Origin of the sequence: Nonomuraea montanisoli (assembly GCF_013363975.1) — a bacterium.
GTDB lineage: Bacteria > Actinomycetota > Actinomycetes > Streptosporangiales > Streptosporangiaceae > Nonomuraea > Nonomuraea montanisoli.
The window spans coordinates 210,792-234,481 of the sequence record NZ_JABWGN010000005.1 but is presented as its reverse complement, the minus strand read 5'-3'; the positions used below and the strand labels follow the sequence as shown (position 1 = coordinate 234,481).

Genomic DNA, 23,690 nt, shown 5'->3' with positions numbered 1-23,690 from the left:
CGGACCTCGGCCGGGCCGGGGTCAGCCGTAGAGGACCGAGAGGAACCTGACCAGCACGGCCTCCCGCTGAGCCGCGGGGAGGCCGTCGAGGACGGCGTTCACCACGGCCATCTCCGGCTGGCCCCGGCCCGGCCGCAGGTCCACGCCCACCGAGGCGGCCAGCTCGGCGAACGTCGGGTCGTCCAGCGCCTCCAGGTCGAGCCCGGCGACCAGCTCCACCAGCCCCTCGGGCAGCGCGACGGGGCCGCGCAGCCGGGCCGCCTCCGCCGACTCGGCGATCACCTTGAGCATCGCGTCCACCCCGGCCCTGGTCACCCCGGTCACGGTGACGTGCAGGTTGGCCGGGATGCCCGCGTACGAGAGCTGGGGCTGCAGGAACCAGCCGCGCGCCCGCGCCTCGTCGGCCAGCACGAACACGTCCACCTCACCGTCGTCGGCGGCGGCGAAGGAGACCAGTGACGACTCCGGCTCGCCGAGCACCCGCAGCCCCGGGACGCGGGCGATGCCCTCACGCAGCGCCGTCGCCGCCTCCAGCGTGGCACGGCCCAGCTCCAGGTAGCCCTCACGGCCGAGCGCGCGCAGGGTGGCCCAGGCGCCGGCCAGCGGCCCGGCCGAGCGGGAGCTCTGCACGGTCGCGTTGATGACGGTGTAACCGGGCCAGGCCGCCGAGGCGAAGTACGCCCCGCGGCGCATCGCGGGGTCGGCGAACAGCACGACCGAGGCGCCCTTCGGGGCGTAGCCGAACTTGTGCAGGTCGCACGAGAGCGAGGTCACGCCGGGCACCGACAGGTCGAACGGCGGCACGCCCGCCCCGGCCTCGCGCAGCCACGGCAGCAGCCACCCGCCCACGCACGCGTCCACGTGGCAGGGGACACCCGCGGCGGCGGCGACGGCGGCGATCTCCCCGACCGGGTCGATCACCCCCTGGGGATAGGAGGGGGCCGAGGCCACGACGAGCACGGCGTCGGCCGTGATCGCCGCCTCGACGTCGGCCGCCCGCGCCCGGTAGGTGTCCAGGTCCACCGGCACCGGCCGCACGCTCACGCCCAGGTAGTGGGCCGCCTTGTGGAAGGCGGGATGGGCGGTGACCGGCACGACCATCTCCGGCCGCTCCCGGCCGGCCAGGTCGCGGGCCGCCTTCACCGCCAGCATGATCGACTCGGTGCCGCCGCTGGTGAAGATGCCGTGGCCGCCGCCGAGCAGGTCCGCGACCGCGCCCACGACCTGCCGCTCCATCTCCACCACGCTGGGGAAGGCGGTCGGGTCGAGGCTGTTGACCTCCAGCATCTCGACGTACGCGCGGGTCGCCGCCTCGTGCACCTCGGGGCGGCCGGTGTCGTAGACGTACGCGGTGACCTGGCCGCCGCGTACGGGCAGGTCGTGCTCCTTGAGGCGGGCGACCTCGGCCAGCAGCTCCTCGGCCGTGCTCCCCGTGACGGGCAGGTTCACGCGGCCGAATGTAGATCTGTTCGTACGGAACGGTCAATCAGCGGCGGGGACCGGACGCGCCTGCGCCCGGGTGCGCAGCCGGTGGATCCGCCGGTCGCCGCCCCAGCGGGCGATCGCCTCCTGGTCGGCGAAGGCCAGCGCGCGCATCATGTTGCCGCCGTCGGCCGCCTCGACCGTGCGGCGGAGCCGCCGGCGCAGCGGCTCCGGCAGCCGGTCCGTGCCGGCCTCCACCGCGTCGCCGTAGTGCGGGGCGTAGGAGACCCCCGCGAAGCCGGTACGGCCCAGCAGCGTGCGCAGCGTCTCGGCCGAGTAGAACATCAGGTGGTTCTTGGTGAAGCCGCTCCACGTCGGGCCGTACGCCTTGAGCAGCAGCGAGCGGGCGTTCACCGTCAGGACGAGCAGCACGCCGCCCGGCGCCAGCAGCCGCCTGAAGAGCGAGAAGTCCGACAACGGGCGCGGCAGGTGGGCGAGCACCGACCACAGGGTGATCACGTCGAAGCCGCCCTCCGCGATCTCCGGCACGTCCTCCGGCGCCCCGAAGTACGCCCGCGCCCGGGTCAGCCGCGCGTTGGCCTGCTCGACCGAGTCGGGCGACAGGTCCACCCCGTACGCCTCGAAGCCCCGCTGCTCGGCCAGTTCGAGGAACAGCCCGGCGCCGCAGCCGAAGTCGAGCAGCCGCCGGCCCCGCCCGTCGCTGAACACCGGTGCGAACGCGTCCATCGTCAGGCGGTAGCGGCGCTGCCGGTTGGCCGCGTAGTCGCCGGTCAGGAAGCCGCTGTAGCCGTTGGCGTACAGGTCGCCGAGGTGCTCGGGACGCACGTTCGGGTTGCGGTACAGGAAGCCGCACGACGGGCAGCGGACGACCCGGTAGCTCCACCCGTCGCCGTTGGCCGGCTCGAACAGCGGCTGCTGGCGCGACTGCCCGCACATCAGGCAGCTCACGAACTCCTCGATCGCACCGAGCGGCGTGCGGGCCGCGTAGTCCGCGAGCGGCACCACCGGCGCGCGCCGCAGCCGCCAGCGCCACCGCGCCTCGCGCGCCAGCCGCTCGCCGGGACGCACGTAGACGCGCTGAGTCCAGTGGACACGGTCGTAGCGGGAACCGTAGACGATCCGGTTGATCAGCCGCCGCGCGGAAACCATGGCAACACCTCGAAAAAGAGCGGAATGCCGGGGATTTGCCCTCGTCTGTGAGCGGCTACGCCCTTGCCCGGGTCAAGACGGGGTCCCTGATGCCCCTGAGTGAGGTGTGGTGACCAGGGGAGCCGCCGGGGCGGCGGTGCCGTGGGTGAGGCCATGCGCCTCGGCCCAGGCGTCGAGCCTGCGGATGGCGGCGTGGTCGGGTCCGCCAGCGGGCGCGCTCATGAGCACGATCGCCTGCTCGCCGTCGTCCACACAGGTGAGGACCTGCCAGTCCACGCTGAACCGGCCCGCCACCGGGTGGTCGAGACGGCTGCTGCCCGAGGTGCGCATGGTCACCAGGTGCTGGACCCACCAGGTACGGAAGTCCGGGTCCCGTGCGGACAACTCGCCCACGAGCTCCCGCAGCCGGGGCGCGTCGCACGCCACACCGGCCGCCAGCCGCAGCGCGGACACGGCCTCCTGCGCGCGCTCGCGCCAGTCCACGAGCATGGAGCGGACATGCGGGTCGAGGAACGTCATCCACACGTAGTTGCGGTGCCGGGGCTCCATCGCGGCCAGGTCGCCGAGCAGCGCCACGGCCAGCCGGTTCCAGGCGAGGACGTCGAAGTAGCGGCTCAGGACCAGGGCGGGGGTGTCGGCGAGGTTGGCCAGCAGGCGCTCCACCTGCGGGCTCACCCGGGGGGCCGAGCCGCCGCGCCGCTCGGCCTCGTCGGGGTGCGCGAGCTGGATGAGGTGGCGCTGCTGGTCGTCGTTGAGCATCAGGGCGCGGCCGATGGCGTGCAGCACCGGCCGGGAGGCGGTGCGGACGCGGCCCTGCTCAAGGCGCGTGTAGTAGTCGATGCTGATGCCGGCGAGCTGGGCCACCTCTTCCCGGCGCAGACCGGGGACGCGTCGCGGGTAGCCGGTCTCCGGCAGACCCACGTCCGCCGCGGTGATCAGGGAGCGCCGGGCACTCAGGAAGTCGCCCAGCGGCCCTCTCGGGCTCGCGTCCGGTGGTCGCATCACCGGGATTATGGCATCTATGCGGAGCTTTCACCGGGGAAAACCGTTCCTTGGAACGACGCATCCTTCCAGGTCAGCGCGGTAGCCGCCAAGCTTTGACGTGGAGGGGGGAGGGGGCCGGCCGCCGCTGACCGGGAGGGAATCCGCAGCGGCCGGCCCCTTTCGTTCGGTCCTGTCCTGATTCGGGACGGCCTCAGGCTGACGGTTCAGAGGTGCGCGGCGGTGCGGAACGCCGGGTGCGCGGTGCCGTACGCGTGGAGGTCGTACGGGTTCTCCACGACCGGGCGGGCCAGCAGGAGCTGCGCGGGCGCCGCCCTGAACAGCGCGGCCGCCCGCACGGCGGGGGCGAGCGTCAGCGCGAACAGCGCGCCCACGGCCGTGTTGAACATCACGAACGTCGCCGTGCCGGTTCCCAGGCCGAGGAGCTGCGGCAGACCGCCGTCCACGCCCGGGATCCCGGCGATGATCCAGCCGTACAGCGGGAACGTCAGCCCGGCGATCGCGGCCGCCCACCACACGGTGGTGATGACGAACGCGACCACGGCGAACGGGAACGCCACGACGGCGTGCAGCAGGTCCATCCACGCCTGCGGGCTCGCCAGCGGGTTCAGCGTCCGCCGCCACCGGCCCGCGCCCGCCGGCGGCCCCGCGTACACCGGTCGCCCGACCGGGCGGCCCAGGACGCCGGCGAGCGACTCCCGCTCGCTCTCGGCGAAGTTGCGCGCGAGGACGGCGGTCCCGGCCAGCACGGGCAGGCCGACGACGGCGACCGCGCTGCCGAGCCCGGCCGCGACACCGGTCACGACCAGGCCGAAGGAGGCGAGCGCGGCCGGCAGGCCCATGAACGTGTAGCGGGTGTCGGTGGCGATGCGGTGCCGGAGGGTCTTCATGACGAGAACGCTACGCAGCCGGACGGCGCCGGACGATGCCGCCGGCAGGTCAGCCGGGGGTAGGGGCAGCCCTACCCCTGCGCGCCGGACCGCCCGTGCCCGCGCGTCAGGCGATCAGCGCATCGCCTGGCGGATGACGTCGCGGATGCGGTCGACCATCGCGATGGGCGTGCCGACCAGGAGGTTCATGGTGGCCGACTCCACGCCCGGGTGCGGGTGGGTGGGGGCCAGCGCCTCGGCGGCCTTGACGCCGGCGGCCATCGCGCGGCGCTCGGCGGGCCCGGTCTCGGCGCGCAGCCTGACGAACTCGTGCCGCTCCTCGCTCTGGGCGTGCGCGGTGACGGCGGCGCGCAGCAGCGCGAGCCGCTCCAGGAAGTCGGGGGCGTCCGGGCCCTCCTCCTCCAACCGCTGGAGCAGCTCCTTGGCCTCCCGCTCCTCGGCCAGCCGGTCGTCCACCACGGCGTCGCCGCCGTCGACGACCTTACGGACGTACGGGTGGACGATCTCCTCCTCGGCCGTCTCGTGCACGGCGAGCATGCGCACCAGGCGGGTGAAGGCGGGACCCCGCTGGTCCGGCGCCGCCCGCTCGACGTCGTCGAACATGTCCCTGATCATCGCGTGCTGCGCGAGGAGGAGGTCGATGACGTCCTTCTCCTCCATCGTCTCGGGCCGGCGCGAGCTGTCGGTCATGTCTGCCGCCTACCCGTGGGGCCGGGCGCCACGCGCGTCATGACCGGTCGTGAAAGTTTCACGCGGGGAGCCAGGTGGGGCCGGACGTATCCCGGCGCGGAGCCGCTTTCCGTTGACATCTGGCCGCCGGCTCGCACAATCCTGCTTGGGAGCGCTCCCATTCAGCGCTCCCCTCTCGTGCTCCCCTCGAAGCCAGGAGGTGAGGCCGCCGCCGAACCGTGTGACCGTTCCATGACACCATCCCGCCCGGATGGCAGGGACGCGGCCGGCCGTGAGACCTCCCCCTTCTCCGCCGGCCGCGTCCTTCACGTCGCGGCGCGCCCCGCGCTCAGCGCACCGCCTGCTGTCGCTCGAACCGGTCGCGAGCCGCCTCGATCACCCCCTCGTCCGCGAACTCCTCGAACGCCTCCTCGTGATAGCGCTCCGGGACGATCTCCCTGACCCGGTCCGGATAGCCCGGGCCCGGCTCGGGCACCCTGACCCACGGCGCGCCGCCCAGCCGTACCGCGATCGGGCCGGAGGCGCGGACCGACATGGCCCAGTTCGTCCCCGTGCCTGTGACCGCGCACATGTGCCGGGCGTAGACCCACCGCACCTGCGACACCGCGCGGGCGTCCGGCGGGTCGAAACCGAACGGCTCCACCGCGCACACCACCCGCCCGGCGTCCTCGCCGAAGTCGTGGCCGTGCTCGTGATGCTCGGCCGGTGTCGCCCGTTCGAGCAGGGCGGTCACCTGGCCGGCGAGGCTTCGCTCCAGGTCGTGCCGCCCCGCCTGCTGGACGCCCAGCACCACGCCCACCCCGGCGAGCAGGACGAGGGCCGCGGCGACCGCCGCCACGACCCCCTTCCGCCGGGTCAGGGTCACGCCGCCCGCCCCGGGCCGGGCGTCGTCTACGGGCTCGTGCACGTCAGCGCGGGAACCGGGTCGGGGGCGTTGCCGGTCGCGTTGAACCCGAACGTGGTGCTGGAGTTCGCCGCCAGCTGCGCGTTGTGGCTCGCGTTCTTGACCGTCACGTTGGGCGGCTGTGAGGACAGCACGCCGTTCCACGGCTGGCCCTCGAAGCCCTGCCCGCCCGCGTACGTCCACTTGACCGTCCAGCCGTTCAGCGGGGTGGAGCCGGGGTTGCGGACGGTGACCTCGGCCTGGAAGTGGCCCGCCCAGCCGGGAGTGGCGATGGTGCGCCACGTGGCGATGCAGGCGCCGGGGGAGGTGGGGGTCACGGTGGGCGTCACGGTCGGGGTGACCGTGGGGGTGACGGTCGGGGTCGTGCCGGGCGACTGGCCGTTCGGGCCGACGCCGGTGACCTCGCCGTTGCCGCCGTCGAAGACCACGTCGGAGCAGCTGTAGAAGTTCTCCTGGCTGTCGGAGCGGATCCAGTGGATGAACAGGATGTGGCGCCCGCTCTTGCCGGACGGGAGCTGGACGTTCCAGTAGTAGTAGTTCAGGCCGCCCGTCCCGCCGGACTGCGGCGGGTTGGCCGCGCTGCCGAACGACTCCAGGTCCGACCACTTGAGCGGCGCGTTGGGGTTCCAGCCGTTCTTGGTGATGTAGTAGACGAACGAGCCGGGGTGCGCCGCCCAGTTGCTGTGCCGGACCTGGATCGTCGCCCCCGAGGTCAGGTGGGTGAGGGGCCAGTCGGAGCGGACCGCGTTGTAGGCGGTGAAGTCGTACGGCCCGCCCTGGCCGCCGCTGCAGATCTGGCCGTCGGGGATGAACCCCGACGTGCGGCCGGCGCCGTCGGAGCGCAGCACCGCGAACCAGTTGTAGAGCGGGGTCGTGCCGCTCTGCGCGACCGCCGCCGCGCAGGCCGGGTTGTAGGGGATGATCTGCCCGTTCTCGCGCAGACCGTCCTGCCAGCACAGGAACGTGCGCGCGCCGGGGAACATCGTGACGCCGTGGGCCTGCGCCTGCTGCGGCGACAACGCCACCAGCAGGCTCGTCACCAGGGCCACGGCCGTCGCGGCCACCAGGGCCGCCGACCGGATCGGTCTCATGGAGGAGTCCCTTTGTTCGAGCGAAAGAGGAACCCGTCCACGACCCGCCCCGCCCGGCAGCATCCGTGTGTGCGCATTGAAACACGGCGCCGCGGACCCGGCAACGCGCGGTGAAACTTTCAGCCGGCGGCCGTCGCGGGACGGCGGCTACGGCCGGGGCCCGTAGGTGAGGCGGCGCAGGACGGTCTCGGCCGGGCCGGCGTACCGGAGCCTGTCGAGCAGGGCGGCGATCAGGACGGTCGCGAGCCAGACGGTCACCGCGACGACCAGCCCGGTGACCGTGGGGCTGCCGAAACGGCCGCCGAGGTCGAGGGTGAAGGGCGCCAGGAGGATCAGCCAGGCCGCGGACTGGAACAGGTATCCCGACAGGGAGCGCCGGCCCAGGGCCGCGAGCGCGCCCACGACGGGGCCGGGCCGGGAGATCCGCAGGACGATCAGGCCGAAGACGGCCGCGTACCCCGGGCCGGCGAACATGCCGCTGCCGCCGTGCAGCAGCATGATCAGCCGGGCGGCCGACTCGTCGACGTGCAGCCATCCGGCACTGATCAGGGCGGCCGGCAGGCCGCCGGCGACGGCGGCGCCGAGGCCGAGGACCGCGGTCCAGGCGAGCAGGCTCCGGTGGCGGGCCGGCTCTTCGAGGACGCGGCGGCGGGCGGCCCACATGCCGAGCCAGGCGATGAGGATGAAGGGCAGGACGGTCAGCGTGTGCGTCGGCCATTCGGCGAGGCGGTCCAGCATGGAGTCGAGGTATCCGGGCGCGGCGAGGGAGTCGACGTGGCCCGCCGGCAGCGCGGCCGACCCGCCCGGACCCGTGAGGATGCCGCCCGCCACGACGGCGCCGAGGGCCAGCACCTCGACCGCGGCCAGTGCCCAGAGCGCCAGGGCGATCCGGTGGAACTTGTCGCCGCGGCGCAGCAGCACCAGCGTCATCACGATGCCGACGATCCCGTACGCGCCGAGGAAGTCGCCGTAGTACAGCAACGTCGCGTGCGCGAACCCGAAGACGACGAGCCAGAGGTTGCGCCGCATCAGCACCGAGCGGACCCGCTCGGGCGTGGCGCCGGAGGCGTCCTGACGGCGGGCGAGCTGGACGAGGCCGTAGCCGAACATCATGGCGAAGACCGGGTACCCGCGGGCGTGGACCAGCTCGAAGAGTAAGAAGTTCAGGACGCCCTCGACGCCCTCCGGCGTGGCGTCGAGGCCGGGCTCGCCGGCGAAGACGACCCCGGCGGCGTTGGCCAGCGCGATGATCAGCAGCATCGCTCCCCGGGCCAGGTCCGGTGCGAGGGCGCGCTCGGTGCGCCGCACCGGCCCTCTCGATGTCCGCGACGCGGTGTCCATGCTCATGTCTGTTCCTTCCCCGACTTAATTTGTGAGAGAAAGTATCACACGTATACTAATGAGGCTCTGCCATGATGAGTCCCCGATCTTCCAGGGCCAGCGAGGGAGCCATGACCAGCGAGAACGTTCCGGCAGCACTGCGTCGGCTGTGGCGGGTCCCGGAGCCGTCGGAGTCATCGCGTCTGGGGCGGCCCGCGACCCTGGACGTCGACCTGGTCGTCGCCGCGGCGGTGGAGATCGCCGACCGCGACGGGCTCGGCGGCGTGACCCTTCCCAAGGTCGCCAAGAGCCTCGGTTTCACCGGGATGTCGCTCTACAGGCACGTCGGGTCCAAGGAGGAGCTTCTGGCGCTGATGACCGACCACGCCGTGGGGACGCCGCCTGCCCTCGACACCGACGACTGGCGCGAAGGGCTGCGCGGGTGGGCGCTCGCGCAGCGCGCGGTGTTCCGGCGGCGGCCGTGGCTGACCCGCGTGCCCATCTCCGGGCCGCCCTCGGGGCCGAACCAGATCGCCTGGATGGAGGCCGCGCTGGCGATCATGTCCCGCACCGGCCTCGACTGGGCGCACCGGGTCGGCGTCCTGTCGGTGATCGGCGGCTACGTGCTCCAGTCGGTGCGTCAGCACAGCGACCTGGCCGAGGGCAGAGCACAAGGTCAGGAGCAGGCGGAGGCCGCGCGCGACCATGCTCGGGCGCTGGTGCGGCTGGTGGACCCGGAACGGTTTCCCGAGACGGCCCGGCTCTTCTCTTCGGCGCTGTTCCAGGCGCCGCCGCCGGCCACGTCCGCGGAGACGGCCGCCGACGCGGACTTCTCGCTCGGCCTGGACCTCATCCTGGACGGTGTCGCCGTGCGGATCGAGAGCTCCGGTCCCTGAGGTGCGCGTATCAGCCGGCGGGCGAGGCCGCGCGTGCCCGCGAGCGTCCACGGGACTTGGGCTTGCCGGTGTGGTCCGTGTACTCCAGCCACCACTCCGCGAGCAGCAGGTTGACGACCCAGCTGAGCCAGACGCCGGCGGAGCCGACCGCCGCGATCATCGCCTGCTGGTCGCCGCCGTACGCGCTGTCGAGCCGGGGAAGCTGGACGGCGAGCAGCACCCCGGCCCACAGCCGGCTGGCCACGATGGACGTGGTCAGCGCGAAGCTGCGGATCATCCACCTGCGGTGCTCGGGGAAGCGCCGCTGCCGGGCCATCCGCCACCCGGCGAAACCGGTGATCAGCCACACCAGTCCCAGCATGGTGTTGCCGGTGTTCCCGCCGAACCCGGTGTGGCCGAACGGGGCGACCCCGAGCACGGTGATCCCCGCCGGGAACACCCCGCAGAAGAAGTACGCCCGCCCCATCCAGCGATGGGCCTTCGGATGGGAGCGCCGGAACCACGGCCACACCTGGAAGCACCCCGTCAGCAGGGCGACCGTGCCGAAGATGATGTGCGCCACGAGGAGGGGATAGAAGAATGCCGGCGAATCAGACACATCCACCCGTGATTGCGCCGGGTCGAAGGTGAGGTACGGCGGCAGGGAGTACACCACGAACCCGAGCATCACGATGAGCAGCGGCACGACCCAGCCGAGCTGGCGCCGGCGGCTCGGCCCCGCCTTGCGGCGCGCAGGCGACGCCTCCGCCCCTTCCTCGCCGGGCGCCGGGCCCGATCCCGTCAACGTCGTGGCCACAGAAGGTCTCCTCGTCACCGTGGGGGGCGGGCGCGCGACGCCCGCCGATCGCCGTCAGCTTCGCGGGGGCGCGGATCCGGGGCCAGAGTCGAACCGACTGCAGTCGTACGGGACCCCTCCGGCGGACCGGCGGACGCCGCCCGTGACGAACGTCAGGAGCCCGTGATGTACGGCAGGAGCCCGTGATGTACGGCAGGAACAGGGAGCGGGAGGCGATCGGGCGGCTGCTCGCCGACGCCAGGGAAGGACGCAGCGGGGTGCTGGTCCTGCGCGGTGAGGCCGGGATCGGCAAGAGCGCGCTGCTGCGCCATGCCGCCGCGACCGCGACGAGTCCCGCGACCGCGGCCACCCCCACGAGCGCGGCCACCCCCGCGACCGCGACGAGGCTCGCGACCGCGGCCGCCCCCGCGCCCATGCGGGTGCTCGCGTGTGCCGGTGTGGAGTCCGAGGTGGAGCACGCGTTCAGCGGGCTGCTGGGGCTGCTGCGGCCGGTGCTCGACCGCCTGGACGCGCTCCCGGGCGTCCAGGCGGAGGCGCTGCGCGGCGCTCTCGGCCTCACCCGCTCTCCCGCCTCGGACCACCTGGTCGCGGCGGCGGTCCTGACCCTGCTCGCGGCGGTGGCGGCGGACCGCCCGCTGCTGGTCACGGTCGACGACGTGCAGTGGCTGGACCGGGCCTCCGCCGCCGCCCTGCTGTTCGCCGCCCGCCGGCTGGCCGACGAGCCCGTCGCGATGCTGCTCGCCGTACGCGAGCCCGAGCCGCCGCCGGTCAACACGGCGGGGTTGACCGAACTGGCGCTGGACGGGTTGCCGCCGGAGGACGCGGCGCGGCTGCTCGACGCGCACGGCTGGACGTTGCCGGACCGCCGGCGCGACGCCATCGTCGCGGCGGCGGGCGGTAACCCGCTCGCCCTGATCGAACTGGCCCGGCTCCACGAACCCGATCGCGCGATGCCCGATCTCGCGATGCCCGATCTCGCCATGCTCGGCACCCTGCCGGTGAGCGCCAGGGTGCGAGCGGCGTTCCTGCGCCAGGTCGACGCCCTCTCGGCGGACGGCCGCGCGGCACTGCTGGTGGCGGCCGCCGAGGAGACCGGGGACGCCGGCACCGTCCTCGGGGCCGCCGCCCGGCTCGGCCTGCCCGCGGACGCCCTGAACGGGGCGCAGGGATCGGGATTGGTGCACCTCGGCGGGATCGACCTCCGCTTCCGGCACCCCCTGCTCCGCTCAGCCGTCTACGCCGACGCGTCCTTCGACCGTCGCCGGGCCGCGCACCTGGCCATCGCCGAGCACCTGGGAGCCGCCGGGGAGGACGATCGGGCGACCTGGCACCGCGCCGTGGTCACGACCACGCCGGACGAGCGGATCGCCGCCGCGCTGGAGCGCAGCGCCGACGCGGCCCGCCGGCGCGGCGGCGCGGCGGCGGCGATCTCCGTCCTGCGGCAGGCCGCGCGGCTCAGCGAGTCGCCCGCCGATCGTCGCCACCGGACGGTGACCGCCGCCTTCGTCGCGCTGGACGCGGGCCGGCCCGGCCTGGCCAGGACTCTCGTCGACCAGGTCATGGCCGAGCCGGTGCCTGCCGTGACACTGGCGCAGCTCAACGGCACCATCGAGCTGTACGGCGGGGACCCCGCCATCGCCTTCGCGCACCTGACGCGGTGCGCCGAACTCCTGGCGTCCGCCGAGCCCGAGGAGGCGGCCTGGACGCTCCTGCTCGCGGCCGGGTCGGCGTTGCGCGCCGGGGACATGGAGGCGACGCTGCGGGCGACCCGGCGCATCACCGCCCTGGCCTGCTCACCGGCGACGCTCCGCGCCGCCGAAGGTCTCCTCGGCGGCTTCGAGGGGATCGTCACCGGCGCCGAGCTGTGGGAACTGCCGGCTGCCCTGCCCGCGGGCCGGGGCGGGGGAGACGAGCGGCAGTGGATGTGGGCGACCGTGATCGGCTGGATGGGGCCAGACGACCGCCAGGCCCTCCGGCTCGCCGAATCCACCGGCCGCCGGGTCCGTGCCGAGGGATCTGCCGCGCTGCTGACCGAGGTGCTGTCCTACCACGCCGACATCGAGTTCCGGCTCGGGCGCTGGGCGGAGGGCGCCGCGCACGCCGAGGAAGGTCTCCGGTTCAGCTACGAGACCGGCCAACAGGGGTGGACGGCCACCTTCCTCGCCCAGTCGGCACGGTTCGCCGCCGTGCGCGGCGACGCGGCGGCATGCCGCCGGTATGCCCGGGAGGCGCTGGAGGTCGCGTTCCCGCTGCGCGAGCGCGCCGCCGCCGCGACGGCCACCGGGGCGCTGGGCCTGCTGGCGCTCGGGGAGGGCGCCTCGGCCGAGGCGTTCGCGGAGCTGATGCGCCTGTTCGAGCGCGGTGCGCCGCACGCCAATGACTTCGTCGCGCTCACGATGCTCCCGGACCTGGTCGAGGCCGCCGTACGCGCCGGGGACCCGGAGCCGGCCCGGCGGATCGTCAGGGCCGTGGAATCCCGGACCGGCGGTGTCCGCGGTCCCGCGGCCCTGGCCGGGAAGCATCGCTCCCACGCGCTGCTCTCGGACGACGCCCACGCCGAGTCCCACTACCGCAGCGCGCTGGCGTGCTTCGGGCCCGACCAGCGTCCCTTCGACCGGGCCCGGACCGAGCTCCTGTACGGCGAGTGGCTGCACCGCGAGCACCGCAGAGCCGAGGCCCAGGCGATGCTCGGGGCTGCGAGCGAGACGTTCGACGCGCTCGGGGCGGAACCCTGGGCGCGGCGGGCGCGCGACCGGTTCCGGGCGGCCGGTGGCGGTCCGCCCCGCCGGAGCCGGTGCGTCGCCGCCCTGCTCAGCCCGCAGGAACGGGAGGTGTCCAGGCTCGCCGCGAGGGGGCTGAGCAACCGCGAGATCGGCGCCCGGATGCACCTCAGCCCGCGGACGGTGGGCTCGCACCTGTACCGGGCGTTCCCCAAACTGGGGATCTCGACGCGCGCCCAACTCCGCGACCTCGACCTCGACTGACGGGTCACCGGCGCCCGGCTGCGGCGTCGCGGCCGTTCACGTACGGCTGTAGCGGGCGTCGCGGGCGGCGGCGGCCAGTGCGGCGGCTCGGGCGGCCTCGGTCGGCGTGAACGGCAGGCCGGGACGCCGCAGCAGCAGCGCCCGCTCCGGGTGGACGGAGACCACCATCGTGCTGTTCAGCTCGGCCTCCTCCGCCACGGTCTCGCCCGGGCGCCGCCACTCGACCTCGGGCGCGCGCAGCAGCTCGCCCATCGCCTGGGGAAGCTGCCCGGGATCGTCGTGGACCCGGCGGGCCAGCAGCAGCCCCTGGACGCCGGGGTCGGTGAGGTCCTTGACCCGGGCGGGGACGACGAACACGTCCAGCCCGCCCGCGGCGGCGAGCGCGGCGCGCAGGGCGTCCGGCTCCAGGCCCGTGGGCGCCTCCACGACGAACTCGTCCAGCGCGTCGCAGCCCGCCGGGGTGATGGCGCTGCTGCCGGTGGGCGCGATGTGCAGGGACAGGATGTTGCACCCCAGACGGCCGAACGCGCCCGCGACCTCTGCGAGGCGGCCGGGCCGCTCGACCACGCGCATCCTGATCCGCCACAGGCTCATGACGGTCCCGGCGCCGCCCTCGGGCAGGGGCGCGCCGGAACCCTTCGCGCCCCTCCGTCCCGCTCTGGACCCCTTCGCGCCCCGCCGTCCCGCTCCGGAGGGCGGGCCGCCGTGCAGCCGCTTGTGGACGGCCGAGCCGACGACCAGCGCGGCGCCGAGCCCGACCAGCACGACCGGGCCCGGGTCCGTGTGGCCCAGGAGCGTGGCGAGCAGATGGGCCAGGCCGACCGCCAGGAACAGCGCGGCCACCTCGACGGCCTCCCGCCGCCAGGAGCGCGCGTGGTGCGGGCGGCAGGTTCCAGCGCGCGGGTGGATCGCCTTCGGTGCATCGCTCATGGCCGCCAGTCTCACCACCGGCTGTTACGCGGCCACGATCCGTGGCATTGCGGCGGCATTAAACCGCGCGCACCAGGTGACCTGCGTGTGACGTCACGCGTGTCCCACGAGGTCAGGCGGCCGACGGGACGTCTCCCGGACGCCACATCGGCCAGAACGTCGCGCCGTCCGGCAGCGCGAACGTCTCGCGCGGCAGGTAGCCGTGCCGCAGGTACAGATCGCGGCTGCGCGGGCTGCTCGCCTCCAAATACGCGGGCAGCCCGCCGAGCCGGGCGTGGTGGTGGCGCAGCAGCGCGCTGCCGAGCCCTCGGCCCTGCCGCGACGGGTGGACCGCCAGGAACGCCAGGTGGTGGTGCGGCTCGTCCGGATGGTGCTTGTCGAACAGCGAATCCAGCAGCAGGAAGCGCTCCAGCCACGGCCCGGTGGCCGTCGCGAGCCGCTGCTCGTAGCCGGGCGGCTCGGGCAGCGGCCCCACGCGCGGGAACCAGACGGCCACGGCCGGCGCGTCGTCGATCAGGTCGATCTCGCCGTGCCGGGCGGCGTGCTCGACCAGGATCCGGAAGTCGGCGGTCATGATCTCGTGCCGTCCTCGCGGCTCGGGCACGAGGTACGACACGGCGGCCAGGGGCGCGAACGCCGTGGCGATCAGTTCCGCGACGCGCGCCACGTCGTAGGCGCCGGCGCGGCGGATCACGGGGGTGCGGGACGACCAGGTCATGGAAGGCTCCTCAGCGGGCGAGATCGTGGATGGTCGCGGCCTTGGCGCCCAGCCCGACCCGGGAGTAGACGGCCGGCTGCCCGGAGCGCAGCACCAAGGCCCACACCAGGCCCACCACGGCCGCGACGCCGTACACGGAGGGCAGGATCCAGGCCAGCGGATCGCCCTCGGGCACGCCGAGCACGGTCGAGAAGTTGCTCACCGCCAGGAAGACCATGACGGCCAGCGCCGCCGCGGCCGGCACCGGCGCGACCAGCCGCCGCCAGACGTCCTCGCCGCTCGGCTCGCGGGAGAAGAACGCGATCACCGCGATCGAGGTGGCGAAGACCAGGAGCAGCACGCCGAAGCCGCCGAAGGTGCCGCCGTAGAAGAAGAGCTGCACCAGCGGGTCCAGGCCCAGCGCCGCGTACCCGACGATCACCAGGAAGCCGAGCACGCTCTGCGCGATCGAGCCGGCCTTGGGCGCGCCGGTGCGCGGCCGGGTGCGGCCGAACACGGCGGGCAGCACGCGCTCGCGGCCGAGGGCGAAGAAGTAGCGGGCCGTGGTGTTGTGGAAGGAGATCATCGCGGCGAACAGGCTGGTGACGAAGAGCGCCCGGGCGATGTCCACCACGGCGCCGCCGAGCTGCGCGGAGGCGATGACGAAGATGGTCTCGGCGCCGTCGCGGCGGGCCACCTCGACGATCTTCGCGGGCCCGGTCGCGACCGTCATCGCCCAGGCGGACAGCGCGTACAGGCCGGCGATGATGACGATCGAGGCGTACGTGGCGGTCGGCACCGTACGGCGCGGGTCGCGGCTCTCCTCGGAGAAGACCACGGCCGACTCGAACCCCACGAAGCCCAGCGTGGCGGTGATCAGCAGCGCGCCCGCTCCCGGCACGAACAGCGCCCCCGGCGACAGGGTCTCCATCGAGAGGCCGGCCGGCGCGGGCCCGGCGACGTCGGCCATGTCGAACAGCAGGATCACGGCGACCTCGGCCGTGAGCAGGACGGCGAGGAGCCGGCCGTTGACGTCGATCCGCATCACGCCGAGGACCGACACCAGCGCCCACGCGACCAGCGACAGCAGCCACCAGGGCGGCGAGACGCCGGTCCACCGCTCGACGAGGGGTATGGCCGCCGCGCCGAACGCGCCGTACAGGCCCACCTGGAGCGCGTTGTACGCGATCAGCGCCACCCAGGCCGCGGCGATGCCGGCGGGGCGGCCGAGGCCCCGGCTGATGTAGGTGTAGAAGGCTCCGGCGTTGGCCATGTGGCGGGCCATCGCGACGTACCCGACGGCGAAGACCGCGAGCACGGCGCCCACGGCCAGGAAGGCGACGGGCAGGCCGGTGATGCCGGTGACCGCGTACGCGGTGGTGACGACGCCGGCGACCACGGTCAGCGGGGCCGCGGCCGACAGCACGAAGTAGACCACCGAGGGCGCGCCGAGCCGGTCGGCGGCCAGCGCGCCGGCGATCGGATCCGGGCGGGTGGGGGAGGGGGCGACGGGCATCCGGTACCTCTCTGGGGGGTTCGGAACGGGTGCGTAACGGGTTCGGGACAGGGGTCAGGTGCGGTAGGTGAGCACGGCGTCGCCGACCGCCGCGCTGACGTGGCGGCTCAGGTCGCTCAGCGGCTGGGGCATGGCGGCGAGCACGGCGGCCAGGTAGCGGTGCGCGGTGGGCCGGTGCGCGGGGTCCTCGACGACGGTGTCGGTCATGCCGCAGGCGTCCACGAGCGCGGCCAGCAGCATGTCGTACGGGTTCAGCGGCTGACGGCGGACCAGCGAGAGGCGCAGCCGGGTGGACGGCCAGACGGCGGGTCCGAACTCCGTGGCGAAATAGCGATTCTGTTTGTGTTTCAACAATTTAGGCGTCACGCATTCCAGCAGTCCGATGGCCAGCAATCGGCCGGTGACATCGTCGAGGGAGCGTTGCGCCAGGTACGCCAGCCAGGTGCGCACGTCGGTGTGCTGGGGGGAATTCGCGATGTCGGCCAGGGTCGCGTCGGCCACGCGTTCGCGCAGCGGGAGGTGGTCGAGGAGCTGGAGCCGCGTGCCGCTCACGGTGAGCCGGTTCTCCAGGACGAGCTCGCCGATCAGGGCCCCGGCCAGGCCCAACGTCAGGCCCTGGAGGTACAGGCGGGGCTTGCCCGTGCCGGTCGTGTCCCACGCGACGAGGAAGAAGTCATCGGCCAGCAACCGGGTTCTCCCGCCGAGTGCGTCGCGACAGTCGGCGAACGGGGTGCGTCCGGTGGGAGGACAACCGAATCGGTTCGCTCACTATCGCCCTTAATGGATGGCCGGTTCATGAAATCGCGTGCTGGTGGCGCGAAAATGTTTATCAAGAACGCCATCTCTGCGGCTAGGCCCCATTTATCGCCGAGCCCCACCATTGGATGCATTAATGCTCTATATGATGATTTATCCGCCTTATTGAAGATCGTCACCTTGTCCCCTGGCGTCCCAGGGGACACACGGCGTCAGCCCGGTGGGCCCGGATCAGATGGTGGAGCCGCCGTCCATCACCAGGTCGTGGCCCACCGTGAAGCCCGCTTCCGCGGAGGCGATCCAGAGGATCCCGGACGCCGCCTCCTCCAGCGCGCCGACCCGCCCGACCGGCAGCTGCTCGCCCAGGCGGACGGCCCGGTCCGCCTCCGTCTCGCCCGGACGCAGCGACATCGTCGTGTCGTGCGGCCCGGGGCTGACGGCGTTGATCCGGATGCCCTCCCGGATGTACTCCAGCGCCGCCGTCCGCGTCAGCGCGGTCACCGCCGCCTTGCTCGCCGCGTACGCGCCCGTGCCCGGGATGCGCTTGTGGGCGCCGATCTGCGAGGAGACGTTGACGATGACCCCGCCTCCGGCCGTGAGCATGTGGGCGATCTCGTACTTCATGGACAGCATCACGCCGGTGGTGTTGACCGCGAGCGTACGGGCCCAGTCGGCCTCGTCGATCTCGCCCGCCCGTCCCATCGTGAGGACGCCGGCGTTGTTGACCGCGATGTCCAGCGCCCCGTACGCCGCGACGGTCTCCGCCACCAGCCGCTCCACGTCCGCGGCGCGGGTCACGTCGGCCGTGACCGCCGTGGCCGTGCCCCCGGCCTCCTCGGCCAGCTTCACGGTCTGCGCCAGCGGCTCCCTGTTGCGCCCGGCGACCACAATGCGGGCGCCCTCGCGGGCGAAGGCGAGCGCGGTGGCCCGGCCGATGCCGGAGCCGGCGCCGGTGACCAGCACGACCTTGTCGGCGAATCTCATGGCGAACCTCTTTCTTCACGGCCCGCCGCCTCTCGGCGGGCTTTCAATTAGACCGAACGTTCCAGATAGTGGGCATGCCGAAGAGAGCTCGGTGGATCACAGCAGGCTGAGGGCGTGGGCCGCCGCGTCGCGCATCCTGGCCGGATCGGGTGACGCCTTGCCCATGACCCGCATGCCCTGGAGCACCACGATGAGGAAGCGGGCCAGCGCGCGCGGGTCCTTGTCCGCGTCCAGCTCGCCCTGTGCCCGCGCCCGGATGAGCGCCGAGGTCAGCGCCGTCTCCAGGCCGTCCCAGTTGCGCTCGACGAACCGGCACACCTCTTCGTCGCGGGGCAGCAGCTCGGCCGCCGCGTTGACGATCATGCAGCCGTGCCGGCCCTCCTTGGAGGACGACTGCCGGGCGAACGACTCGACGAGCCCCCGGACGGCCGGCAGCGCGGGCCCCGGCTGGGACAGCAGCTCGACGGCCGACGGATTCTGCAGCTCCGTGAAGCGCTCCAGCGCCTTCATGTAGAGCTCGTGCTTGCCCCCGAACGTCGCGTACAGGCTCGCCCGGCCGATGCCGAGCCGGTCGACGAGGTCGGCCATCGACGTCGACTCGTAGCCGCGCTCCCAGAACAGTTCGAGCGCCGCGTCGAGCGCCGCGCCGGGGTCGAACTCCTTGCTCCTGGCCATGTCCGGGACACTACCCCTTTCTGGAACGAGTGGTCAATTTTCGCGGAGCCCGACCAGGGAGGCGCCTTGTCGCGAGGGAAGAAGAACGTTTTAATACCCCCTGGCGCGGCACCGCGTCCCCCGAACGCGTCCCGCGAGGAGCACCCTTTGATCGTCTACGGCGGCGACTGGAACCCTGAGCAGTGGCCCGAGGAGACCTGGGCCGAGGACGTCGCCCTCATGCGCGAGGCCGGGGTCAACCGGGTCAGCGTCGGCATCTTCTCGTGGTCGTTCCTGGAGCCCGAGGAGGGCCGGTTCGACTTCGGCATGCTCGACAAGGTCATGGACCTGCTGGCCGAGAACGGCGTGCAGGCGTGCCTGGCCACGCCGACGGCCGCGCCGCCCCCCTGGTTCGGGCACACCTACCCCGAGGCGCTGCCCGTCGACGCCGACGGCCGCAGGCTGTCCTACGGCAGCAGGCAGGGCTTCTGCCCCAGCTCGCCGATCTACCGGGAGCGGGCGCTGCGCGTCGCCGAGCAGGTGGCCCTGCGCTATCGGGACCACCCGGCGCTGGCCGTCTGGCACATCCACAACGAGTACGGCTGCCACAACGTCCGGTGCTACTGCGACGCCTCCGCCGCCGCCTTCCGTGTCTGGCTGCGCCAGCGCCACGGCACGCTCGACGCCCTCAACGACGCCTGGGGCACCGCGTTCTGGTCCCAGCGCTACAGCGCCTGGGAGCAGATCCTGCCGCCCCGGGCGACCCCCACCTTCACCAACCCGGGCCAGCAGCTCGACTACCGCAGGTTCTGCTCCGACGCGGTGCTCGACCTCTACCGGGCCGAGCGCGACCTGCTCGCCCGCCTGACCCCCGGCGTCCCCGCCACCACCAACCTCATGGCCGGGATGCACTGGGAGATGGACTACTGGACCTACGCCCCCGAGATGGACCCCGTCTCCTCGGACCACTACCTCATCGGCGACGACCCCCACGTCCACCTCGCCTTCTCCGCCGACTTCGCCCGCTCGCTCAACCGCGGCCGGCCGTGGCTGCTGATGGAGCACTCCACCAGCGCCGTCAACTGGCAGGGCCACAACCCCGCCAAGCGCCCCGGCGAGCTGCTGCGCAACTCCGTCCAGCACCTCGCCAGGGGAGCGGACGCGATCATGTTCTTCCAGTGGCGGGCCTCCCGGGCTGGGGCCGAGAAGTGGCACTCGGGGATGGTCCCGCACGCGGGCACCGACACCAAGATCTGGCGGGAGGTCAAGGCCCTCGGCGCGCTGCTGAAGGACCTGGCCGAGGTCGAGGGCAGCACGGTCACGGCCGACGCGGCGATCCTGCTCGACTACGCCAGCATCTGGGCGGAGGACCACCCGGCCCAGCCGACCACGCACCGCGACCCGGTCGAGATCATCCGCCAGTGGTACGGCGCGCTCTGGAAGGCGGGCGTCACCTGCGACGTCGCCCACCCCGAGGGCGATCTGTCCGGGTACCGGCTGGTCGTCGTCCCCGCCCTCTACCTGATCAGCGACGCGGGGGCGGCGAACGTCGAGCGGTTCGCGGCGGCCGGCGGCACCGTGCTCGTCGCGCCGTACAGCGGGATCGTGGACGAGCACGACCGGGTGCGGCTGGGCGGCTACCCGGGCGCGTTCCGCGACCTGCTCGGGGTGACGGTCGAGGAGTTCTTCCCGCTCGCGCCGGAGGAGCCGGTGACGGTCGCGGGCGGCGGCACGGGCACGGTGTGGAGCGAGCTCGCGCACGCCACCACGGCCAAGGTCCTCGACACCTACGCCACCGGCGAGCCGGCCTGGACCCGCAACACCTGGGCCGACGGCACCGCCCACTACCTGACCACGCTGCCCGACGTCGACCTCCTGGGGCGCGTGGTGGCCGAGGTCTGCGCGGACGCCGGGCTCGCCACCACGTCCCACCCCGGGGTCGAGCTCGTACGGCGGGCGCACCCGGACGGCCGGTCGTACCTGTTCGCGATCAACCACACGGAGGCCGCGGCGGCGGTCCCGGCCACGGGCGTCACCCTGCCCGACGGCCGGCCGGTGGACGGCGCGCTCACGATCCCCGCGGGGGAGTTCCGCGTGGTCCGGCTCTTGGCCGTTTCCTGACCTCTCACTACCTACGTACGGACGCCTAGGTACCGAATTAGGGATTTATCCCGTCGTTCTGTTTCCCTGCGCCGGGCAGTCTGGGTGCTTAGACATGGGCTCAGCCGACCCGAGAAGAAGCAGAGAGGGACGAGCCATGTGCCAGCACCAGCCGCCGTGTCCACCGGCGGACGCCCCGTGCCACGACGCCGCCCGCCTGGTGGCCTTCCACCCCGAGCAGGGGTGGGGCCTCCTCTGCAACGGTGTAGTGATCTTCGACGACACGGGCGAGCTGATGCCGGACGGCCGCAGCGTCTCCATCGGGCCCGTCTGTTGTGGAACGGCCGCCTGAGGCGGCTCCTGTGAAAGAGCCGCCGCCTCCGGCGGCGCAGCGAGCGCGACGAAAGGAAACGCAGCCCGTGCGCAGGATCCAGATCCGCAAGTCCAAGAAGCCGAGCCCCGGCCAGTCCGGCCTCGACCTGCGGACCCCGTCCGGCCGCCGCCTCCCGTACTGACCGACGCGGGCCCGCGGGGCCCCTCGTCAGCCGTCGTGCTCGTTGACCCAGACCGCCACCTGGGCCCGTGAGTGGAAGCCGAGCTTGCTCATGATGTGCTCGATGTGACTCTCGGCGGTGCGCTGGGAGATCACCAGGGTGGTGGCGATCTCCTTGTTGGTCAGCCCCTGGGCGACGAGCCGGGCGATCTCCGTCTCCCTCCGGGTGAGCGGTCCGGTTCCCTTGGCGGCCGGGCGCTCACCGCCGCCGGCGGAGCGCTCGCCGACGCGCTCGTCCCTCTGGAGCGCGTAGTCGAGCGCCTGGTCGTAGGAGAGCCGGGCGCCCTCCTCGAAGGCCGTCTCGAAGGCGGAGCGGCCGAGCGCCTCCCGGGTGAGGCGCTCGCACTGCTCGTGGTAGCGGGCCAGATGCCCGAAGCCGGACAGCGGCGCGCCGATCATCTGCCAGATGGTCCGCAAGGTGCCGTACAGCCGCGCCGCCCGCCGGTGGTCGCGCTCGGTGGTCGCGATCCAGGCCAGCACCTCCAGGTTGACCCCCACGCCGAGCGGGTCACCGAGCGCGCGGTTGAAGGTCAGGCTCTCCGCCTCCAGCGCGGCGGCCCGCTCCAGGTCGCCCTGCCGCCAGACGTCCACGCCGAGCGCCATCATCATGTACGCCTTGTGCCAGCCCTCGCCGTACGCGTCGGCCACGGCGAGGCACTCGTCGCCCATCGCGATGGCCCGGTCGGAGTCGCCGCGGAAGGAGTGGGCCAGCGAGAGCCGGATGAGGGCCAGGGTGGTGCCCACCGGGTCGTCCAGGGCGCGGTGCCGGGCCAGGGCGTGCTCGTACAGCTCGATGGCCCCGTCGGTGTCGCCCTCGCACATGGCGATCATCCCGGAGTACAGCGCGACGTACCCGAGGACCTCCTCCAGCCCCAGCCGCTCGCCCAGGTTCTGGCTCTCCTTGAGCATCTCCGCCGCGGCGGGGACGTCGGCCTGGATGATGGCCAGCCAGCTTCCCGCCCACAGCGCCCGCGCCCGCGCCTCGGGGGCGCCCGCGCCGCTGGACAGCGCGCGGTCCAGCCAGCGGCGGCCCTCGCCCAGGTAGTAGCCGGTGATCCAGTGGTAGAGCAGGTCGGTGGCCATCTCCAGGCCCGCTCCGGCCTCGTCCGGGTCGGTGAGGCAGCGTTCGAGGGCGCTGTGCAGGTTGGCGTGCTCGTGGCGCAGCCGGGTGAACCAGGCGACCTGCGAGGGGCCGAAGAGCTGTCCCCGCGCCTCGGCCGCGAGCTCCCGGTAGTAGTCGCGGTGGCGCCGCTGCAGCTCGCCCTGCTCCCCGTGGGCGGCGAGCCGTTCGAGGCCGTACTGGCGGATGATCTCCAGCAGCCGGTAGCGGACGCGCGAGCCGTTCTCCTCCCTGATCAGGATGGACTTGGAGACCAGCGCGCACACGAGGTCGAGCACCTCCTCGTGCTCGATGCCGTCGCCGGAGCAGACGGCCTCGGCGCCCTCCAGGTCGAGCCCGCCCGCGAAGACCGACGCGCGCGCCCACAGCAGCCGCTCCTTCTCGGAGCACAGCGCGTAGCTCCAGTCGATGAGCGCCCGCAGCGTCTGGTGGCGCGGCGGCTCGGCCGGGGAGCCGGCGGTGAGCAGCCGGAACCGGTCGTCCAGGCGGTCCAGGAGCTGCCGCAGCGACAGGGCGCGCAGCCGGACCGCGGCCAGCTCGATGCCGAGCGGCAGGCCGTCGAGCCGGTGGCAGATCTCCAGGACGATGTCGCGGTTGTCCTCGGTGAGCGCGAACGACGGCAGGACGGCCATGGCCCGCTCGGTGAACAGGCGCACGGCGTCGGAGCGCGCCAGCGACTCGATGGGCAGCTCCGCGCCGTCGGGGCCGGGCATGGGCAGCGTCGGGACCGGCAGGATCCGCTCGCCCGCGAACCCCAGCGCCTCGCGGCTGGTGGCCAGGATGCGCAGGTCGGGCGCGGCGCGCAGCAGCGCCTCGGCGAGGACGGCGCTCTCGCGCACCAGGTGCTCGCAGTTGTCCAGGATGATCAGGGCGCTCTTGTCGGCCAGGAAGTCGGTGAGCACCCGCAGCGGGGAGCGGGCACTCTGGTGGCGGATCTCCAGCGCCTCGATCACGACCTGGGCCAGCATGTCGGGGCTCTCCAGCGAGCCCAGCTCGACGAACCACACGCCGCTGCGGAAGTCGCGCGCCATGTCGAGCCCGGCCCGCAGCGCCAGCCGGGTCTTGCCGACCCCGCCCACGCCGGTGAGCGTGAGCGCGCGTGACGTGGACAGCAGTCGCTTGACCTCGGCCACCTCGTGCCGACGCCCTACGAAGCTGGTCACCTCCGCGGGCAGCCTGACGCACTGCTGCCGCCTGGTGTCGTTCATCGCCAGC

At 73.3% G+C, this 23,690-nt stretch carries 20 protein-coding genes; 4 read left to right on the top strand and 16 right to left on the bottom strand.

Going from position 1 to position 23,690, the window contains the following annotated elements; all coding sequences use genetic code 11:
• Positions 1 to 21: 21 nt before the first annotated feature.
• From HTZ77_RS13700 to HTZ77_RS13665, 8 genes are all read right to left on the bottom strand, one after another.
• Entirely contained in the window at positions 22 to 1,449 is a 1,428-nt protein-coding gene (locus HTZ77_RS13700; RefSeq protein WP_175589929.1) for a pyridoxal phosphate-dependent decarboxylase family protein, read from the bottom strand.
• Between the two features lie 33 nt (positions 1,450 to 1,482).
• Positions 1,483 to 2,592, bottom strand: coding sequence for a class I SAM-dependent methyltransferase (locus HTZ77_RS13695; RefSeq protein WP_175589928.1), 1,110 nt, complete (start codon positions 2,590 to 2,592; stop codon positions 1,483 to 1,485).
• Between the two features lie 72 nt (positions 2,593 to 2,664).
• Complete coding sequence (locus HTZ77_RS13690) at positions 2,665 to 3,594, bottom strand: helix-turn-helix transcriptional regulator (RefSeq protein ID WP_175589927.1); 930 nt, start codon at positions 3,592 to 3,594, stop codon at positions 2,665 to 2,667.
• 206 nt (positions 3,595 to 3,800) lie between these two features.
• The gene (locus HTZ77_RS13685) at positions 3,801 to 4,484 is read right to left on the bottom strand and encodes a sensor domain-containing protein (protein WP_175589926.1); all 684 of its coding nucleotides are present in this window, start codon (positions 4,482 to 4,484) and stop codon (positions 3,801 to 3,803) included.
• A 114-nt stretch (positions 4,485 to 4,598) separates the two neighbouring features.
• A complete protein-coding gene (locus tag HTZ77_RS13680) occupies positions 4,599 to 5,174 on the bottom strand; it encodes a hemerythrin domain-containing protein (protein WP_235994660.1) in 576 nt (191 codons plus the stop codon).
• Between the two features lie 328 nt (positions 5,175 to 5,502).
• A complete protein-coding gene (locus HTZ77_RS13675; protein ID WP_175589925.1) occupies positions 5,503 to 6,081 on the bottom strand; it encodes a hypothetical protein in 579 nt (192 codons plus the stop codon).
• A complete protein-coding gene (locus HTZ77_RS13670; RefSeq protein ID WP_175589924.1) occupies positions 6,066 to 7,169 on the bottom strand; it encodes a lytic polysaccharide monooxygenase in 1,104 nt (367 codons plus the stop codon). Before HTZ77_RS13670 ends, HTZ77_RS13675 begins: the two co-directional genes overlap by 16 nt.
• A gap of 147 nt (positions 7,170 to 7,316) precedes the next feature.
• On the bottom strand, positions 7,317 to 8,516 hold the full coding sequence (locus tag HTZ77_RS13665) for a DUF418 domain-containing protein (protein WP_175589923.1): 1,200 nt from the start codon (positions 8,514 to 8,516) through the stop codon (positions 7,317 to 7,319).
• 104 nt (positions 8,517 to 8,620) lie between these two features.
• Between HTZ77_RS13665 and HTZ77_RS13660 the strand changes: the two genes are divergently transcribed.
• Positions 8,621 to 9,385: a TetR/AcrR family transcriptional regulator gene (locus tag HTZ77_RS13660; protein WP_175589922.1), complete on the top strand. Its 765-nt coding sequence runs from the start codon at positions 8,621 to 8,623 to the stop codon at positions 9,383 to 9,385.
• Positions 9,386 to 9,395: 10 nt separating this feature from the next.
• Here HTZ77_RS13660 and HTZ77_RS13655 read toward each other — a convergent pair whose 3' ends face one another.
• On the bottom strand, positions 9,396 to 10,181 hold the full coding sequence (locus tag HTZ77_RS13655; protein ID WP_175589921.1) for a DUF2306 domain-containing protein: 786 nt from the start codon (positions 10,179 to 10,181) through the stop codon (positions 9,396 to 9,398).
• Positions 10,182 to 10,366: 185 nt separating this feature from the next.
• On the opposite strand from HTZ77_RS13655, the gene HTZ77_RS13650 reads away from it, so the two are divergent.
• Positions 10,367 to 13,165, top strand: a complete 2,799-nt coding sequence (locus HTZ77_RS13650) for a helix-turn-helix transcriptional regulator (protein ID WP_175589920.1) — start codon at positions 10,367 to 10,369, stop codon at positions 13,163 to 13,165.
• A gap of 36 nt (positions 13,166 to 13,201) precedes the next feature.
• On the opposite strand, the gene HTZ77_RS47455 is transcribed toward HTZ77_RS13650, so the two are convergent.
• The 6 genes from HTZ77_RS47455 to HTZ77_RS13620 all read right to left on the bottom strand — a co-directional run bounded on the left by HTZ77_RS47455 (position 13,202) and on the right by HTZ77_RS13620 (position 18,723).
• On the bottom strand, positions 13,202 to 14,095 hold the full coding sequence (locus HTZ77_RS47455; RefSeq protein ID WP_175589919.1) for an ACT domain-containing protein: 894 nt from the start codon (positions 14,093 to 14,095) through the stop codon (positions 13,202 to 13,204).
• 112 nt (positions 14,096 to 14,207) lie between these two features.
• Entirely contained in the window at positions 14,208 to 14,813 is a 606-nt protein-coding gene (locus HTZ77_RS13640) for a GNAT family N-acetyltransferase (RefSeq protein WP_175589918.1), read from the bottom strand.
• Between the two features lie 10 nt (positions 14,814 to 14,823).
• On the bottom strand, positions 14,824 to 16,308 hold the full coding sequence (locus tag HTZ77_RS13635; protein WP_175589917.1) for an APC family permease: 1,485 nt from the start codon (positions 16,306 to 16,308) through the stop codon (positions 14,824 to 14,826).
• 54 nt (positions 16,309 to 16,362) lie between these two features.
• Positions 16,363 to 16,995 (bottom strand): GOLPH3/VPS74 family protein, encoded by a 633-nt coding sequence (locus HTZ77_RS13630; protein WP_175589916.1) that lies wholly within the window; start codon positions 16,993 to 16,995, stop codon positions 16,363 to 16,365.
• A 300-nt stretch (positions 16,996 to 17,295) separates the two neighbouring features.
• The gene (locus tag HTZ77_RS13625; protein ID WP_175589915.1) at positions 17,296 to 18,048 is read right to left on the bottom strand and encodes an SDR family NAD(P)-dependent oxidoreductase; all 753 of its coding nucleotides are present in this window, start codon (positions 18,046 to 18,048) and stop codon (positions 17,296 to 17,298) included.
• Positions 18,049 to 18,144: 96 nt separating this feature from the next.
• On the bottom strand, positions 18,145 to 18,723 hold the full coding sequence (locus tag HTZ77_RS13620; RefSeq protein ID WP_175589914.1) for a TetR/AcrR family transcriptional regulator: 579 nt from the start codon (positions 18,721 to 18,723) through the stop codon (positions 18,145 to 18,147).
• A 147-nt stretch (positions 18,724 to 18,870) separates the two neighbouring features.
• Between HTZ77_RS13620 and HTZ77_RS13615 the strand changes: the two genes are divergently transcribed.
• Both HTZ77_RS13615 and HTZ77_RS13610 read left to right on the top strand, forming a co-directional pair.
• A complete protein-coding gene (locus tag HTZ77_RS13615) occupies positions 18,871 to 20,823 on the top strand; it encodes a beta-galactosidase (protein WP_205302608.1) in 1,953 nt (650 codons plus the stop codon).
• Positions 20,824 to 20,959: 136 nt separating this feature from the next.
• Positions 20,960 to 21,154, top strand: a complete 195-nt coding sequence (locus tag HTZ77_RS13610) for a DUF5999 family protein (RefSeq protein WP_175589913.1) — start codon at positions 20,960 to 20,962, stop codon at positions 21,152 to 21,154.
• A 189-nt stretch (positions 21,155 to 21,343) separates the two neighbouring features.
• Here HTZ77_RS13610 and HTZ77_RS13605 read toward each other — a convergent pair whose 3' ends face one another.
• Positions 21,344 to 23,683 carry a LuxR C-terminal-related transcriptional regulator gene (locus tag HTZ77_RS13605; protein WP_235994659.1) on the bottom strand — a complete coding sequence of 780 codons (2,340 nt, stop codon included), beginning with the start codon at positions 23,681 to 23,683 and terminating at the stop codon, positions 21,344 to 21,346.
• Positions 23,684 to 23,690 lie beyond the last annotated feature (7 nt).